The organism is Pseudomonas sp. FME51 (assembly GCF_014897305.1).
The window spans coordinates 110,642-128,292 of record NZ_JABUYN010000004.1 but is presented as its reverse complement, the minus strand read 5'-3'; the positions used below and the strand labels follow the sequence as shown (position 1 = coordinate 128,292).

The window sequence follows — 17,651 nt, the reverse complement described above, 5'->3', positions numbered from 1 at the left end:
GAGTTCTTCCAGGGGGCAGCTGACGGGAAATTGTCTGCCGCTTTAGTCTGACACCGACACAATTCCATGTTTTGAACATGCTTTGCAAACGATCATCGTGTAACATGCTGCGTCTCCAAATGCCACGTCCTTATGCGCCCAGGCGCAGTATCTCAGTAGAGTGAGGGGTTTTCATGACTGAACGCGTCCAAGTCGGTAACCTTCAGGTTGCCAAGGTTCTTTTCGACTTCATCAATGAACAGGCCATTCCCGGTACCGGTGTGGAAGCCAACGCTTTCTGGGCCGGAGTGGATACGCTGATTCATGATCTTGCCCCAAAAAACCGCGCCCTGCTGGCCAAACGTGACGACCTGCAGGCCAGTATTGATGGCTGGCACCGGGAACACGCTGGTCAGACTCATGATGCAGCTGCCTATAAGACATTCCTCCAGGAAATCGGCTACCTTCTGCCGGAACCGGCCGACTTCAGCATTACTACTGAAAATGTCGACGAAGAAATCGCCACCATGGCCGGCCCGCAACTGGTAGTGCCGATCATGAATGCCCGCTTCGCCATCAACGCCGCCAACGCTCGCTGGGGCTCCCTGTATGACGCCCTCTACGGTACCGATGCCATCAGCGAAGAAGGCGGCGCCGAGAAAGGCAAAGGCTACAACAAGGTTCGCGGTGACAAGGTTATTGCCTTCGCCCGTGCATTCCTTGATGAGGCAGCTCCACTGGCCAAAGGTTCCCACGTGGATGCCACCGCCTATGCCATCAAGAACGGTCAATTGACCGTATCCTTGAAAGACGGCAGCGAGACCGGCCTCCAGCAAGCCGACAAGTTCATTGCCTTCCAGGGTGATGCCGCCGCGCCGCAAGCCGTGCTGCTGAAGAACAATGGCATGCATTTCGAAATCCAGATCGATCCGACCAGCGCTATCGGCCAGACCGATGCTGCAGGGGTCAAGGACGTGTTGATGGAAGCTGCCATCACCACCATCATGGACTGCGAAGACTCCACCGCGGCCGTCGATGCCGAAGACAAGACCATCGTCTATCGCAGCTGGCTGGGCCTGATGAAAGGCGACCTGGCAGAGCAGGTGACCAAAGACGGCAAGACCTTTACTCGCACCATGAACCCGGATCGGGTCTACACCTGCGCCGATGGCAGTGATCTGACCCTGCACGGTCGCTCCATGTTGTTCATCCGCAACGTTGGCCACCTGATGACCAATGACGCGATCATCGACAAGGAAGGCTTCGAAGCGCCCGAAGGTATTCTGGACTGCGTGTTCACCGCCCTCTGCGCATTGCATAATATCAAGGGCAACAGCAGCCGCGCCAACAGCCGGACCGGCTCGATGTACATCGTCAAACCGAAGATGCACGGCCCTGAAGAAGTGGCCTTCGCCAACGAGCTGTTCAACCGCGTGGAAGATCTGCTCGGCGTTGAGCGCAATACGCTGAAAGTCGGCATCATGGATGAAGAGCGTCGCACCACTGTCAACCTAAAAGCCTGCATCAAGGCTGCCAGTGAGCGCGTGGTATTCATCAACACCGGCTTCCTCGACCGTACTGGCGATGAAATCCATACTTCCATGGAAGCCGGCCCGGTGGTGCGCAAGGCGGCCATGAAAGCCGAGAAGTGGATCGGCGCCTACGAGAACTGGAACGTTGACCACGGCCTGAATTGCGGTCTGTCCGGTCGCGCCCAGATCGGCAAAGGCATGTGGGCCATGCCTGACCTGATGGCCGACATGCTGGAACAGAAGATCGGTCACCCGATGGCCGGTGCCAACACCGCCTGGGTTCCATCACCGACCGCAGCCACCCTGCATGCGCTGCACTACCACAAGGTCAACGTGTTCGAGCGGCAACAGGAACTGGCCAAGCGCACCTTCGCCTCGGTGGATGACATCCTGACCATTCCTCTGGCTCAGGACACCAGCTGGAGCGATGAAGAGAAGAAGAACGAGATCGACAACAACGTTCAGGGCATCCTCGGCTACGTTGTACGCTGGATCGACCAAGGCGTAGGTTGCTCCAAGGTGTTGGACATCAACGACATCGGCCTGATGGAAGACCGCGCCACCCTGCGCATCTCCAGCCAGCTGCTGGCCAACTGGCTGCGCCACGGCATCATCACTGAAGCACAGGTAGTCGAAAGCATGCAGCGCATGGCTGCAGTGGTCGACCGCCAGAACGCCAACGACCCGGTATACCGCAAGATGGCGCCGAACTTCGATGACAGCGTCGCCTTCCAAGCATCGCTGGAGCTGATCCTCGAAGGCGTCAAACAGCCGAACGGCTATACCGAGCCGGTTCTGCATCGCCGCCGCCGCGAGTACAAAGCCAAGTACGGCATGTAATACCCGCTGCAACCTGAAAAGCCCGGCCAGAGAAATCTGCCGGGCTTTTTTGTGAGGCATGGAAAGTACTCATGTGCTGGCAGCGACCTGCACGGAACGGCGCTGCAGAGGGGGAAAGACTCGCTTCGCCTAACGGGGAACCATGCTAAACGAGCCCAGGATCTGCAGGCCCAGTTCGGCCGCCAGCGATGCCCTAAAACCGCTCGACCCCAATATCCACAGCGGCACATTGGTTCCGGCGGCTGGGACGGCAGTGATGCGCGCCCGAACGAATGTCTGCGCGACCAGAGCATAGAGATGGCGATATTGCGGGCGACGGTATGGCCAGGCCTTGCTTGTCGCCGTAGTCATGTGCTGTTTTTTGAATTATGTTGGTAGCCAGCAAGGGAATGCTGCAACCCTCACACCCCAGGCAAGGACAGCCTTCATCCCCCCCTTTTATCGCCCGTTAAGGGGGCGGGCGCTAGCGTGCCTGGTGGGATGGTTTATTCAGTCAGGAAGCACGTTATGCCCGTTTCACTACCTCGTTTGTACTCCTTCCGCCGTTGCCCTTACGCGATGCGCGCTCGATTCGGCCTCTTGTTTGCCGAGCTGAAGGTAGAGCTACGGGAGGTAGCGCTGAAAAACAAGCCGGCGCAGATGCTGGCTATCAGCCCCAAAGGCACTGTTCCTGTTCTGGAAGTGGCCGAGGATGGCAGCTCTGAGAGACTCGTTATCGAGGAAAGCAGGGAAATAGTGGAATGGGCGCTGCGACAGAAGGATCCGCAAGGTCTATTGAACATCGATTTAGTAAGCGCTAACACTCTGATCGACCAGAACGATAACGAATTCAAACACTGGTTGGATCGCTACAAATACGCCGACCGCCATCCAGAGTTGACCCAGTCAGAGTATCGGCAGCAGGGTGAGGTGTTTTTGCAGGTGTTAGAACAGTGTCTCGCTAAAAACAAGTATCTGCTGGGAGGCAATATCAGCATCGCTGATATCGGCATCATGCCGTTTGTACGCCAGTTCGCTCATGTCGATCAGGAGGTATTTTACAGCCTGCCCTATCCGAATCTACAGCAATGGCTGAGGGGTTGGCTGGAACACCCCGTTTTTCAGCAAGTCATGATCAAGGTCCAACCTTGGCAGGAAGGCGATGAAATAATGGCGTTCCCATGACCACGAACCGAAGCGAACCCAGACGGAACGCGAGCGTACCGGTCCGGTCTGATCGGTTATGGATATAGATAACCTGATAAATCTGCTGCAATGGCCGGCGATGGTCGTCACGCTCGTGGCGGCCTGGCTGGTAGGTTCACGCAACCGGACAAAGCGCCTGTTCGGCTTTCTCTGTTTTATCGGCAGCAACCTGCTGTGGGTTATCTGGGGTTGGCACGCAGATGCCTGGGCGCTGATCGCGCTGCAGGTTGGTCTGTTTCTGATGAATCTTCGGGGAACCCGGAAAAACGCCGAGCCGGCGCTGGACTGACCTTTTTCGACCCTTCAGTCGGGTGAATCCAGCATATCGACCATGGCAGCGAGGCGCTGCTCGGCATCCTGCATCTGTTCTGTCTGGCGAACCAGCGGCACACACAGGCTCAGGGCGGTCGCTACCAGCAGCTCGGTATGACCACTGCCGTGATGGCGGGCTTTGGTTTCTGCGAGCTTCTGCTGCAGTAGATCCGCAGCCTGCTGGAACAGCACCGCCTCATCCGCAGCGATGCGGAACGAGTAATCCTGTCCCAGCAGGCTGATGATCTGGATATCACTCATGCCTCAGCGCTGACACCGCCACGCTGCACCAATGCCTGCAGTCGCGCCAACATCGATGCCTGCTGCTCCTCTTGCTCCATGGCGGCCAGTTGCAGGCTGTCATTCTCTTCCTTGGCCTGCTGTAACTCTTGCTCCAGGCGATTGATACTTTCGCTCTGCGTGCGGTTTTGCTGCAGCAGATCGGTAACCAGTCGCTCGAGCTGGGTGAGAGTGGTTTCCAGCATGTCATACCCCCTGAGAAAAGGCGCTGAGGATATCCCAAAGCGCGGCATATCACCAGCTGCGACGTGTCTATCAGGCGGATAGCGGCCTATAAATACGCAAAAAGATCTCTACCACCTCATCGACGTGCTGCTGACGATCCGCTGTGCTCATTGTCTGGTCATAACCAATCAGCAACCGGAAGTTATGGTCGCCCTTGAGCAGGCAGAAAAAGTGCCGCGCCGCACTGACCGGGTCAGCCACCTGCAACTCGCCCGCGGCCTGGGCCCGCAGCAACACCTGCACCATGCCATCACATACCCGTTGCGGCCCCGCCTCGTAGAACAGCTGCGCCAATTTGACATCCTGCCCTGCCATACCCACCAATAGCCGGTGCAGCGCCAGCGACTCGGGGCTGTTGACCAGAGTGCAGAAGCCATCACCAATACGGTAAAGCCGGCGGCGCAGATCGGGCTCGGCGGAATGATCGAAGAACAGCTGTGGCATCTGCATCTCGCAGACGTAGCGGATAGCCGCGACGTACAGCGTTTCCTTGTCAGTGAAATGGCTGTAGACCGTAAGCTTGGAAACGCCCGCCTCTCCGGCGATGGCATCCATACTGGTACCTTCAAAACCGTTACGCAGAAACAGCGCCTGGGCTGCGCTCAGGATGGCCTGCCGTTTGGCAGGATCTTTCGGCCGGCCGGGGCCGCTGGACTGCAATTTCTTTTCAGACATGCTTTTAAATACTGGACTGGCGGGTTTGCTATTCATATTATACTCACCAGTACAGTTATTCCCAACCCTTTGTGACAGGTTGTTGCCCATGCTCCGCCATGCCCTGCTCGGCCTATTTGCCCTGGCCCTCGCCGTCCTGACCGGATGCCGTGAACCCGAGATCGTCGAATCCCCGCCGCGCCCGGCGGTTGCGGTACAACCGCAGCCCGCGCAGGCGCAGGTGCAAAGCTACCCCGGCGAGGTGCGCGCTCGCTTCGAGCCGGAATTGGCGTTCCGTATCGGTGGCAAGGTGTCCAAACGCATGGTGGATGCCGGCGAACGGGTACGCGAGGGGCAGGCACTGGCCGAACTCGACCCCGAGGATGTACGTCTGCAACTGGAAGCAGCACGTGCTCAGGTGGCCGCAGCCCAGGCTAATCTGCAGCTGGCCAAGACCGAGCGTGACCGTTACAGCACTCTGCTTGAGCGCCAGATGATCAGCTCGTCGCAATTTGACAATGCCGAGAATACCTACCGTTCGGCTGCTGCACGGCTGAAACAGGCTCGAGCCGAATTCGATGTGGCAGACAACCAGGCCACCTACAGTGTGCTTCGCGCACCGCAGAACGGCGTGATCGCCCGCCGTGCGGTGGAAGTCGGCCAAGTGATTGCCGCGGGTCAGACAGTGTTCGTGCTGGCCGCCGATGGTGAACGCGAAGTCCTGATCAGCCTGCCGGAAAGCAGCATCGGGCATATTCTGATCGGCCAGACGGTGGAAGTGGAACTGTGGTCGCGCCCCGAGGAACGCTTTGTCGGCACCCTGCGCGAATTGTCGCCGGCCGCCGATCCGCAATCCCGTACCTTCGCCGCACGGGTCAGCTTCGATGCCGATGAGCAACGTGTCGAGATCGGCCAGAGCGCCAGAGTATTCATCCATCACCCGGATCAGGTCGCACTGTCGGTGCCGCTGTCTGCGGTGAGCTCGGAGCAGCAGCAAAGCTTTGTCTGGGTGATCGACCCGCAGACTCACACCGTCGTGCGCACGCCGGTTCGCATGGGCGCCTACAGTCAGGACCAGGTGACCATTCTGGAGGGGCTGACGGCCGATGACTGGGTCGTGGCCGCGGGCGTGCATATGTTGATCGAGGGCCAGACAGTGCGACCGGTGGATCGCCAGAATCGCAATGTCATGGGCGCTGGAGAATAGATGATGTCCTTCAATCTCTCCGCCTGGGCACTGCGTAACCGCCAGATTGTCCTGTATTTCATGCTGGTCTTGTCGGTGGCCGGTGTGTTGTCCTATGGCGAGTTGGGCCAAAGTGAAGATCCGCCGTTCACCTTCAAGGCCATGGTGGTCCGCACCAACTGGCCAGGGGCAACGGCCGAGGAAGTCGCCCGCCAGGTGTCCGACCGAATTGAGCAGAAAGCCATGGAAACCGGCGTCTACCAGCAGGTTGTCTCCTACTCCCGCCCCGGGGAATCCACCATCACTTTCGTTGCGCTGGACAGTCTGGATTCCAAGGATGTGCCGGAACTCTGGTATCAGTTGCGGAAAAAGATCGGCGATATCCAGCACACCTTGCCGCCGGACATCGTCGGTCCGTTCTTCAACGATGAATTCGGCACTACCTTCGGCAATATCTATGCCTTGACCGGCGATGGCTTCGACTACGCATTGTTGAAGGATTACGCCGAGCGCCTCCAGCTTCAGTTGCAACGGGTCACTGACGTCGGCAAGGTCGAGCTGATTGGCGTCCAGGAAGAGAAGATCTGGATCGAGCTGTCCAACGTCAAACTGGCAACCCTGGGCCTGCCGCTGACGGCAGTACAGCAGGCCTTGCAGGAGCAGAACGCCCTGCGCGAGGCAGGCTTCTTCGAAACAGCCAATGAACGGGTGCGCCTGCGCGTATCCGGGCAGTTCGAGACGGTCGAGCAGATCCAGCAATTCCCCATCCGCGTCGGCGACCGCACCTTCCGCATCGACGACATAGCGGATGTACGGCGTGGATTCAATGACCCCATGGCACCGCAGATGCGCTTCATGGAGCAGGATGCACTGGGGCTGGCCGTATCGATGAAGGACGGCGGCGACATTCTGGCTCTGGGCAAGACCCTGGAAACCGAGTTCGAGCGCATGCGCCAGACGTTGCCCGTCGGCCTCGAGCTGCACAAGGTATCCGACCAGCCGGAGGCGGTACGCGAGAGTGTTGGCGAATTCGTCAAGGTGCTGGCCGAGGCCGTGATCATCGTACTGCTGGTGAGCTTCTTTTCTCTTGGTCTGCGCACCGGCCTGGTAGTCGCGCTGTCGATTCCGCTGGTGCTGGCGATGACCTTCACGGTGATGAATTACTTCGACATCGGTCTGCACAAGATCTCCCTCGGCGCCCTGGTACTGGCGCTGGGGCTGATGGTGGACGATGCCATCATCGCGGCGGAAATGATGGTCATCAAGATGGAACAGGGTTTCGACCGGATCAAGGCCGCCAGCTTCGCCTGGACCAGCACCGCCTTCCCGATGCTCACCGGCACGCTGATCACCGCCGCCGGCTTCCTGCCCATTGCCACCGCTGCTTCCGGCGTAGGCGAATATACCCGGGCAATCTTTCAGGTAGTGACCATCGCGCTGCTGGTCTCCTGGATCGCCGCTGTCGTCTTCGTGCCCTATCTGGGTTACAACCTGTTGCCCGACATGGCGAAGCGGCATGCAAAAAAACACGGCGGCCAGCCGGACGGCCATGACCCTTACGCCACGCGTTTCTACCAGCGGGTACGCAGCACAGTGCACTGGTGCGTGTCCCATCGCTGGCTGGTAATAGGCGTCACTCTGGGACTGTTCGTCGGCTCGATATTGCTGTTCCGGCTGGTTCCACAACAGTTCTTCCCGCCTTCTGGGCGCACCGAACTGATGGTGGATATGACGCTGGCCGAAGGTGCCTCACTGAAGGCCACCCAGGAGCAGGCGCAGCGTCTGGAAGAACGCCTGCGCGACCACCCGGGCATCGACAATTTTGTTGCCTATGTCGGCACCGGCTCGCCGCGCTTCTATCTGCCGCTGGATCAGCAGCTGCCGGCGACGCGCTTTACCCAGTTCGTCATCAAGGCCAAGTCGATCGACGAACGCGAGCAACTGCAGGAATGGCTGCTGGAGGTGCTGGAGCAGGATTTCCCGGATGTCCGGACACGCATTTCTCGGCTGGAGAACGGCCCGCCGGTGGGCTATCCGATCCAGTTCCGCATCTCCGGTGAACACATCGATGAAGTGCGGCGTATTGCCCGCGAGATCGCCGCCAAGGTCCGTGACAACCCGGGTGTGGCCAACGTGCACCTCAACTGGGAAGAGCCCAGCAAGGTGGTCTATCTGAATATCGACCAGGAACGCGCACGCGCGCTGGGCATGAGTACCGATGATGTGTCCGGGTTTCTCGCCAGCCAGCTGACCGGCACCACCGTCAGCCAGTTCCGCGAGGGTGATGAGCTCATCGCGATTGCCTTGCGCGGCACCACGCAGGAGCGCGAAGCACTGCAGAACCTGCCGAGCCTGGCGATTCCCACCGGTGACGGACGCAGCGTAGCGCTTGAGCAGGTAGCCACCTTGGAGTACGGCTTCGAAGAAGGGGTCATCTGGCGCCGCGACCGATTGCCGACGGTTACCGTACGCGGGGATGTTCATGGTGCGGACCAGCCGGCCACCCTGGTGCAACAGATAATGCCGACGCTCGATCCGATCCGCGCCGAGCTGCCTACCGGATATCAGTTCGAAGTGGGCGGCACCGTGGAAGACGCCGGACGCGGCCAGCAATCGATCATGGATGGTATACCGCTGTTCGTGCTGGTGGTGATGACGCTGCTGATGCTGCAACTGCGTAGCATCTCGCGCTCGATCATGGTGTTTCTCACCGCCCCGCTGGGATTGATCGGCGTGACTGTCTTCTTGCTGGCATTTCGTGAGCCCTTCGGCTTTGTGGCCATGCTCGGCACCATCGCGCTGTCCGGCATGATCATGCGCAACTCGGTGATTCTGGTTGACCAGATCGAACAGGATATCGCCGCCGGCCATGACCGCTGGCATGCCATCATCGATGCCACGGTTCGCCGCTTCCGGCCTATTGTGCTGACCGCATTGGCCGCCATTCTGGCGATGATCCCCCTGTCCCGCAGTGTATTCTTCGGCCCCATGGCCGTAGCCATCATGGGCGGCCTGGCCATTGCCACGGCGCTGACCTTGCTATTTCTGCCGGCGCTGTATGCTGCCTGGTTTCGCGTACGCGAAAACGAGCAGCAGAGTTGACGCAGCAACGATGGTCCTGAAATAGCGATCGGCGGCTGGCGCCCATCCCTGGCTGAGCGAATGGCAGGGTCGCCACCGTCGCCCAGTCAGGAAAGCCAACCTCCTCAAGGAGTATTGGCTGCATGCAGCCGATTGCCCAGCCTGGAAGCCCTCACCCGCCTGGCTTCGGCCACAGTCAAAGCATGCGAGCGCATGCACAGCCTGACACGGCAAGCCGAAGACAAACGTCGGCTCAGGATCGTCTGCCGCAGCAAACCCGAGCGCCATACCGATATGCCCCGCTGATGGCGGCCACCTTGATAGCCCCAGAAATTTGACAGGCACTTGATCCTGATCAAGTCTTGAGAGCACTGGAGACACTAGAATGGGACTGCTCTTAATATGGAACGCTCCGCTATGAAGTTGTTGATGGTTGCTCCAGTCATCTGCAGATGGATACTGGCCGTTATTCTGATCTCAACTCTGTCACTGATGCCGGCGTTCGCCGCAGATCAATCCCTCATCGAACAACGTGTCGAGCAATTCTTCCCTCAGGTAACCGTCATTTCTGAACCGGAAGGCGATTACGACGTTCGCACGCTTACCGATGGCGTCGGCACGGTTCACGGTTACGCCTTCGAAAGTATCAATGTATTCAGTATCCCGGCCTATTCGGGCAAACCGGTCAACATGAGCGTACTGCTGGATACCGACGGCGTGATTCTGGATGCTTACGTTCTGGAGCATCACGAGCCCATACTGCTGATCGGTATTCCTGAGCAGCGGCTGCATGATTTCAATGCGCTCTATGCTGGTGTGAAAGCCGACCAGCGCGTCGTGGTGGGCCGCTCGAAAGACCCCAATGCCATCACCGTGGATGCCGTATCCGGCGCCACGGTAACCGTCATGGTGATCAACGAGATCGTCATGCGCGCCGCCCATGAGGTCGCGGCCTCGCTGGGGCTGGTCAAGGGCAACCTCACTGCACGCGGCAGACCCTCAACAGCGCTTGAAGATGTATACCAACCCGCCAGCTGGGCCGAACTGACCGGTGACGGCTCGGTTCGTCGGCTGCTGCTGACCAATGCCGATATCGATCGCGCCTTTGAAGGCACCGAAGCCGAGGGCGTTGACCAGGCTCCCGCCGAGCGCAGCGGCGAGACCTTCATCGACTTGTATACCGCCTGGCTGAACGCTCCAACCATCGGCCGCAACCTGTTGGGCGACAATCAGTACCGCTTTCTGATGGAAGACCTCAAGCCCGGCGAACATGCCATCGCCGTGCTGGGCGGCGGCGAGTATTCATTCAAGGGCTCCGGTTATGTGCGCGGCGGCATCTTCGATCGGGTGCAGGTACGCCAGTTCGGCAACATCATCAGCTTTCGCGACCGCGACCATATCCGTCTGAACGATGTATTCGCCGAAGGCATCCCGCCGTTCCGGGAAATGGCCATCTTCATCGTACGTGAAGAGAACCTGTTCGACCCAGGTACGCCCTGGACACTGGAACTGCTGGTGCGCCGTCAGACCGGCCCGGTGGACAGTACTTTTGTCAGCTTTGAACTGCCCTATGAGACACCCGAGCAGTATATCGACCGCCCTGTCCCCACTGCCGAGGAGCTGCGTGCGATAGAAGAAGCCAACCGTCCGATGTGGGTCAATATCTGGTACCAGAAGAGCTTCCAGGTGGGCGTGATCCTGGTTGCGCTACTACTGTTGACCGTCATTCTGTTTTTCCAGGACAACTTCGCCAGACATCCGAACTTCCTGCGCTGGCTGCGGCATGGCTATCTGACGTTCACCGTGGTGTTCATTGGCTGGTATGCGCTGGGGCAGCTGTCGATCGTCAACGTATTGACCTTCGTGCATGCCCTGGTAACCGATTTCCGCTGGGAGCTGTTCCTCAGTGATCCGGTGATCTTCATTCTCTGGACCTTCACCGCGGGCAGCATTCTGCTATGGGGCCGCGGCGTATTCTGCGGCTGGCTGTGCCCCTTCGGTGCCCTGCAGGAGTTGATCAACGAAATCGCCCGCAAGCTGAAGATACCCCAGTACGAACTGCCGTTCGCAGTGCATGAGCGCCTGTGGGCAATCAAATACATCGTGCTGCTGGTGCTGTTCGGCATGTCTCTTGAATCGATGATGCTGGCGGAAAAGGCCGCCGAGATTGAGCCTTTCAAGACCGCCATCATGCTCAAGTTCGACCGCCAGTGGTGGTTCGTGCTGTACGCGGTGATTCTGCTGGTGATCAACATTTTCACCCGCAAAGTGTTCTGCCGCTATATGTGCCCACTGGGCGCAGCCTTGTCGGTAAGCAGCCGGGTACGGCTGTTCGACTGGCTGAAACGGCGCAAGGAATGCGGCAACCCCTGCCAGCTGTGTGCCAAGGAATGCGAGATTCAGGCGATCCACCCGGATGGGCATATCAATCACAACGAATGCCACTACTGTCTGGACTGCCAGATGACCTATCACAACGAGAACAAGTGTCCGCCGCTGATCCTGAAGAACAAGCGCAAGACGCGCAGCAAGAAAACGCCGGACGATCAGTTGATACCGGTAGTACAAGTAGTCGAACCCTGACCCCGTCGGTCAACCAAGTGTGCTAACAAGGAGTTTGAACATGAGCGACAAGAGCAACAACCCTCCAGCCACCCTGGACTCCAAAGGCCTGAGCCGCCGTGGGTTCCTCGGTGCCAGCGCCATGACCGGCGCCGCGGTTGCCGCAACCGCCTTTGGTGGTGCGGTGATGAGCCGTGAAACCTGGGCGCAGGCCGTCAAGGATGCTCAAGCGAAGATCCACGTCGGTCCCGGCGAGCTGGATACCTATTACGGTTTCTGGAGCGGCGGTCATCAGGGTGAAGTGCGCGTGCTGGGCGTTCCGTCCATGCGCGAACTGATGCGGATTCCGGTGTTCAACGTCGACTCGGCCACCGGCTGGGGTCTGACCAACGAAAGCAAGGCGATCCTGGGTGACAGCGCCCGCTTCGCCAACGGTGACTGTCACCACCCGCACTTGTCCATGACTGACGGCAAGTACGACGGCAAATACCTGTTCATCAACGACAAGGCCAACAGCCGCGTTGCGCGTATCCGTATCGACATCATGAAGACGGACAAGATCACCACTGTACCCAACGTCCAGGCGATCCACGGCCTGCGTCTGCAGAAGGTGCCCTATACCAAATATGTATTCTGCAACGCCGAGTTCATCATTCCGCACCCGAACGATGGCAAGAACTTCGCCATTGATGATGAAAACAGCTACACCATGTACAACGCGCTTGATGCCGAAACCATGGAAGTAGCGTGGCAGGTGATTGTCGACGGCAACCTCGACAATACCGACATGGACTACACCGGCCGTTTCACCGCCTCCACCTGCTACAACTCGGAAAAGGCGCTGGATCTGGGCGGCACCATGCGCAACGAGCGCGACTGGGTTGTGGTATTCGACGTGGACGCTATCGAAGCCGAGGTCAAGGCTGGCAATTTCATCACCCTGGGCGACGCCAAGGTGCCGGTGGTTGACGGACGCAAGAAGGACGGCAAGAACAGCAAGGTGACCCGTTACATTCCAGTACCGAAAAACCCCCACGGCCTGAACACGTCGCCAGACGGCAAGTACTTCATCGCTGCCGGCAAGCTGTCGCCGACCTGTTCGATCATCGCCATCGACAAGCTGCCCGATCTGTTTGCCGACAAGTTCGAAGACCCGCGCGAAGTGATTGTCGGTGAGCCGGAGCTGGGCCTGGGGCCACTGCATACCACCTTTGATGGTCGCGGCAACGGTTACACCACGCTGTTCATCGACAGCCAGGTGGTGAAGTGGAATATCGAAGAAGCCATCCGCGCGTACAATGGTGAGAGCGTCAACTACATCAAGCAGAAGCTGGACGTACACTACCAGCCCGGCCACACCCACGCGTCCCTGACCGAGACCTCGGAAGCTGACGGCCAGTGGCTGGTGGTATTGAGCAAGTTCTCCAAGGACCGTTTCCTGCCGGTAGGCCCACTGCATCCGGAAAACGATCAGCTGATCGACATTTCCGGCGAAGAAATGAAGCTGGTGCACGACGGCCCCGCCTTTGCCGAACCACACGACTGCATCATGGCTCGCCGTGATCAGATCCGCACCAAGAAGATCTGGGATCGTAATGACCCCTTCTTCGCGGAAACCGTGAAGATGGCCGAGGCCGATGGCATCAACCTGACCAGCGACAGTAAGGTCATCCGCGACGGCAACAAGGTGCGGGTATACATGATCTCCATGGCTCCGGCCTTCGGCATGAATGAATTTACCGTCAAGCAGGGCGATGAGGTCACAGTCATCATCACCAACATCGACCAGATCGAAGACGTATCCCACGGCTTTGTGATGGTCAACCACGGCGTGAGCATGGAGATCAGTCCGCAACAGACCTCCTCCATTACCTTCACCGCTGACAAGCCGGGTGTGTACTGGTACTACTGCAGCTGGTTCTGCCATGCACTGCACATGGAAATGTGTGGCCGCATGCTGGTCGAACCGGCCTGATGCTGATACCCGGAGCGTCCGCGGACGCCCCGGGTAGCGGTATTTCGGTGTTGCGCGAATCCGCCTGAGGTTCGCGCATTCTGTTCAGGTCCATCACCGAGACCAGAACATTCTCAAACGGCATAAGGAAACAGCATTGCTCAAGCATCAGGCCATACGCCGGCGCCTTGCGCCGCTCATGATACTGTGCGGCCTTTCAGCCACTATCCACGCATCCCCCCTACCAATCGACAGTCTGCCGCTACAGGCAGCCGCTGACGGTTGGATTCTACCCGCCGGAGACTATTCCGGCCAATTCATTATCGATACCCCTATCACTCTGCGTTGCGAGCCCGGTGCAGTGCTCCAGGCCGATGGCCAGGGCAGCCTCCTGACCATCAGCGCCAGCAATGTCACCATCGAGGGTTGCTCCCTGCGCAACTGGGGACACAACCTGACCGACATGGACGCGGCGATCTTCGTCAAACAGACCGCCACTGATGCGGTGCTACGCAACAACCACCTGCAAGGAGCAGGTTTCGGCATCTGGCTGGACGCTGTTCGCGGTGCCGTGGTTGAGAATAACCGTGTCGAAGGCGAGCCGGAGAGGCGCTCCCAGGATCGCGGCAATGGTATCCATCTGATCAGCGCCAATGACGCCAGAATCGTCAATAACCACCTGGTCAACACCCGCGACGGCGTGTATCTCGGCAACTCCAATAACAACCTCATCCAAGGCAATCTGATGGAAGATCTGCGCTTTGGTGTGCATTACATGTTTTCCCAGAACAACAAGGTGATCGGCAATACCACCCGCCGCACCCGCACCGGCTATGCCCTGATGCAAAGCCGCATGCTGACAGTCGAGGATAACCGTTCGGAGGATGATCGGAACTACGGCATTCTGATGAACTTCATCACCTACTCGACCATCCGCAACAACGTCGTCTCCAACGTTCAGCGCGGCCAGACCAGTGATGACAGCATGATCAAGGGCGGCGAAGGCAAGGCCCTGTTCATCTACAACTCGCTGTTCAACACCATCCAGGGCAACCACTTCCGGGGCAGTAACCTGGGTATTCATCTGACTGCCGGCTCAGAGGACAACAAGATCAGCGACAACGCCTTTGTCGGCAACGAACAACAGGTCAAGTACGTCGCCACCCGGACCCAGGAATGGTCTGTCGAGGGCCGCGGCAATTATTGGAGTGACTACCTGGGCTGGGACCGCAACGATGACGGCCTCGGTGACATACCCTACGAGCCCAACGACAACGTCGACCGGCTGCTGTGGATGTATCCGCAGGTGCGGTTGCTGATGAACAGCCCGGCCATCGAACTGCTGCGCTGGGTGCAGCGCGCTTTCCCGGTCATCAAGATGCAGGGCGTGCAGGACAGCCATCCGCTGATGCATCAGCCCACTGAGCATCTGACTCAACGTACACAGGAAACCCATTGATGAATGCTGTTGATATTCAAGGCGTCAGCCAGCGTTACGGCAGCATGACCGCGCTGCGCCAGCTGAGCCTGCATCTGGAACCGGGCGAGGTTCTGGGCCTGTTCGGCCACAATGGCGCCGGCAAAACCACCACCATGAAGCTGATCCTCGGCCTGCTCAACCCCAGCGAAGGTCAGGTCAGGGTGCTCGGCCGGGGGCCGAATGATCCGGACGTGCGACGTCAACTCGGCTATCTGCCGGAAAACGTCATGTTCTATCCGCAGCTCAGCGGCCGCGAAACCCTGCACCACTTTGCCCGCATCAAGGGCGCTGCCCTGCAGCAGGCCGACGAACTGCTGGAGCAGGTCGGCCTGGCCCATGCCGCCGACCGCCGGGTCAAGACCTATTCCAAGGGTATGCGACAGCGCCTGGGGTTGGCCCAGGCGCTGTTGGGCACGCCGCAATTGCTGCTGCTCGACGAGCCCACTGTGGGCCTGGACCCGATCGCCACTCAGGATCTGTATATCCTGATCGACTGCCTGCGTCAGCAGGGCACCAGCGTGATTCTCTGCTCCCATGTGCTGCCGGGAGTGGAGGCCCATATCAATCGCGCGGCGATTCTCGCGGGTGGTCAGCTGGAGGCCATCGGCACCCTGGCCAGTCTGCGCATGGAGGCCGGCCTGCCATCGCGCATCCGCGCCAGCGGTCTGCAACAACGCGAGCAGCTGTTGCAGAATTGGAGCAGTAGTGGCCACACCACCCAACTGCTGGGCAGCGACGGCATCGAGGTCGTCGGCACCAGCGCGGGTAAGATTGCCCTGCTGCGCCAATTGCTGGCAGAGGATCAGCCAAGCGATATCGAGATTTTCCAGCCTTCTCTGGAGGATCTGTACCGTTATTACACGGAGCGCGCAGACAATGCACGCGCTGCGGAGGACAAGGCATGAACCAGATCTGGAACATCGCTCGCAAGGAACTGAATGACGGCCTGCGCAACCGCTGGTTGCTGGCCATCAGCTTGCTGTTCGCGGTACTGGCCGTGGGCATCGCCTGGCTCGGCGCCGCTGCTTCAGGGCAGCTAGGATTCACCTCCATTCCGGCGACCATCGCCAGCCTGGCCAGTCTGGCGACCTTCCTGATGCCTCTGATTGCCCTGCTGCTGGCCTACGATGCCATTGTTGGCGAGGACGAAGGCGGCACTCTGATGCTGCTGATGACCTATCCCATAGGTCGCGGGCAGATTCTGCTCGGCAAGTTCGTCGGTCATGGGCTGATCCTGGCATTGGCGGTACTGATCGGCTTCGGCTGTGCGGCACTGGCCATTGCGCTGCTGGTCGACGATATTGAAGTGAGCTTGCTGGTATGGGCCTTTGGCCGGTTCATGCTGTCATCGACTCTGCTCGGCTGGGCCTTTCTGGCCCTGGCTTATGTACTGAGCAGTCTGGTCAATGAGAAGTCCAGCGCTGCGGGACTGGCCCTGGGCGTATGGTTTCTGTTCGTGCTGGTATTCGATCTGGTGCTGCTGGCCCTGCTGGTATTCAGCGAAGGCAAATTCAACCCGGAACTGCTGCCCTGGCTGCTGTTGCTGAACCCAACCGACATCTATCGATTGATCAACCTATCCGGCTTTGACGGCGCCAATGCCATGGGTGTGCTGTCCCTGGGCGATGATCTACCGGTACGCGGTGCCCTGCTCTGGCTGTGCCTGCTGGCGTGGGCGGGTGTCTCCCTGCTTCTGGCTTATGCTGTATTCCGGCGCCGTGCCGCCTGACAAGAATAGGAAAACTGTCATGAAAACACGTTACAACCTTGGTCTGCGCACTGTGATCGTATTGCTGTTCGGCTTGGCTCTTGGCGCCTGTGGCGAAAAGGACAAAACCCCGGTGAATCTGGATCCCGTTGCGTTCCATGCCACAGATGAGTGTCATGTCTGCGGCATGGTCATCTCCGACTTCCCGGGCCCGAAGGGTCAGGCGGTGGAGAAAGAGGGGATCAGAAAGTTCTGCTCCACGGCGGAAATGCTCAGCTGGTGGCTGCAGCCGGAAAACCGCATTCTGGATGCCAGGCTGTATGTGCATGACATGGGTCAGAGCCATTGGGACCAGCCTGATGACAGCCATCTGATTGATGCCACACAGGCCTGGTATGTCACCGGCACACCGCTGGCAGGTGCGATGGGCGCGTCATTGGCCTCCTTCGCCGACCAGCAGGCAGCTGAAGCCTTGGCGGCCGAGCACAACGGGACGGTCATGCGGTTTGACGAGATCGATCAGGAATTCCTGCAACAGGCAGCCGCGGCGCAGCACGGCGATCTGCATGAGGCGATGCAGCACGGTGATATGCACGACATGATGAACAGCGAAATGCATTAAGGCCTGAACACCAGGCAACCACGCCGGCCGT

General features: G+C 59.1%; 15 protein-coding genes. 12 read left to right on the top strand and 3 right to left on the bottom strand.

The annotated features are described in order from the left end of the window. Positions 1–173: 173 nt before the first annotated feature. The 3 genes from INT39_RS08865 to INT39_RS08855 all read left to right on the top strand — a co-directional run bounded on the left by INT39_RS08865 (position 174) and on the right by INT39_RS08855 (position 3,825). A complete protein-coding gene (locus INT39_RS08865; protein WP_193073547.1) occupies positions 174–2,351 on the top strand; it encodes a malate synthase G in 2,178 nt (725 codons plus the stop codon). A gap of 507 nt (positions 2,352–2,858) precedes the next feature. Next, positions 2,859–3,515 (top strand): glutathione S-transferase, encoded by a 657-nt coding sequence (locus INT39_RS08860; protein WP_193073546.1) that lies wholly within the window; start codon positions 2,859–2,861, stop codon positions 3,513–3,515. 58 nt (positions 3,516–3,573) lie between these two features. After that, the gene (locus INT39_RS08855) at positions 3,574–3,825 is read left to right on the top strand and encodes a hypothetical protein (RefSeq protein WP_226944642.1); all 252 of its coding nucleotides are present in this window, start codon (positions 3,574–3,576) and stop codon (positions 3,823–3,825) included. 14 nt (positions 3,826–3,839) lie between these two features. Here INT39_RS08855 and INT39_RS08850 read toward each other — a convergent pair whose 3' ends face one another. The 3 genes from INT39_RS08850 to INT39_RS08840 form a co-directional block, all read right to left on the bottom strand. Beyond that, a complete protein-coding gene (locus INT39_RS08850) occupies positions 3,840–4,109 on the bottom strand; it encodes a cell division protein ZapA (protein WP_193073545.1) in 270 nt (89 codons plus the stop codon). Further along, a complete protein-coding gene (locus tag INT39_RS08845; protein WP_193073544.1) occupies positions 4,106–4,333 on the bottom strand; it encodes a hypothetical protein in 228 nt (75 codons plus the stop codon). Before INT39_RS08845 ends, INT39_RS08850 begins: the two co-directional genes overlap by 4 nt. A 70-nt stretch (positions 4,334–4,403) precedes the next feature. Continuing rightward, positions 4,404–5,048 (bottom strand): TetR/AcrR family transcriptional regulator, encoded by a 645-nt coding sequence (locus INT39_RS08840; protein ID WP_193073783.1) that lies wholly within the window; start codon positions 5,046–5,048, stop codon positions 4,404–4,406. 88 nt (positions 5,049–5,136) lie between these two features. Between INT39_RS08840 and INT39_RS08835 the strand changes: the two genes are divergently transcribed. The 9 genes from INT39_RS08835 (at position 5,137) to INT39_RS08795 (ending at position 17,620) form a co-directional block, all read left to right on the top strand. Continuing rightward, positions 5,137–6,234 carry an efflux RND transporter periplasmic adaptor subunit gene (locus INT39_RS08835; protein WP_193073543.1) on the top strand — a complete coding sequence of 366 codons (1,098 nt, stop codon included), beginning with the start codon at positions 5,137–5,139 and terminating at the stop codon, positions 6,232–6,234. Positions 6,235–6,237: 3 nt separating this feature from the next. Continuing rightward, the gene (locus tag INT39_RS08830) at positions 6,238–9,315 is read left to right on the top strand and encodes an efflux RND transporter permease subunit (RefSeq protein ID WP_193073542.1); all 3,078 of its coding nucleotides are present in this window, start codon (positions 6,238–6,240) and stop codon (positions 9,313–9,315) included. Positions 9,316–9,375: 60 nt separating this feature from the next. Further along, a complete protein-coding gene (locus tag INT39_RS08825) occupies positions 9,376–9,600 on the top strand; it encodes a hypothetical protein (RefSeq protein WP_193073541.1) in 225 nt (74 codons plus the stop codon). 186 nt (positions 9,601–9,786) lie between these two features. Next, positions 9,787–11,877 carry a transcriptional regulator NosR gene (nosR, locus tag INT39_RS08820; RefSeq protein WP_226944667.1) on the top strand — a complete coding sequence of 697 codons (2,091 nt, stop codon included), beginning with the start codon at positions 9,787–9,789 and terminating at the stop codon, positions 11,875–11,877. A gap of 40 nt (positions 11,878–11,917) precedes the next feature. After that, the gene (gene nosZ / locus INT39_RS08815; protein ID WP_193073540.1) at positions 11,918–13,831 is read left to right on the top strand and encodes a TAT-dependent nitrous-oxide reductase; all 1,914 of its coding nucleotides are present in this window, start codon (positions 11,918–11,920) and stop codon (positions 13,829–13,831) included. Between the two features lie 136 nt (positions 13,832–13,967). Then, positions 13,968–15,269 (top strand): nitrous oxide reductase family maturation protein NosD, encoded by a 1,302-nt coding sequence (locus INT39_RS08810; RefSeq protein ID WP_413468911.1) that lies wholly within the window; start codon positions 13,968–13,970, stop codon positions 15,267–15,269. Next, positions 15,269–16,195 (top strand): ABC transporter ATP-binding protein, encoded by a 927-nt coding sequence (locus INT39_RS08805; protein WP_193073539.1) that lies wholly within the window; start codon positions 15,269–15,271, stop codon positions 16,193–16,195. Before INT39_RS08810 ends, INT39_RS08805 begins: the two co-directional genes overlap by 1 nt. Continuing rightward, a complete protein-coding gene (locus tag INT39_RS08800) occupies positions 16,192–17,019 on the top strand; it encodes an ABC transporter permease (RefSeq protein ID WP_193073538.1) in 828 nt (275 codons plus the stop codon). Before INT39_RS08805 ends, INT39_RS08800 begins: the two co-directional genes overlap by 4 nt. Before the next feature lie 19 nt (positions 17,020–17,038). Then, a complete protein-coding gene (locus INT39_RS08795; RefSeq protein WP_193073537.1) occupies positions 17,039–17,620 on the top strand; it encodes a nitrous oxide reductase accessory protein NosL in 582 nt (193 codons plus the stop codon). Positions 17,621–17,651: the final 31 nt, after the last annotated feature.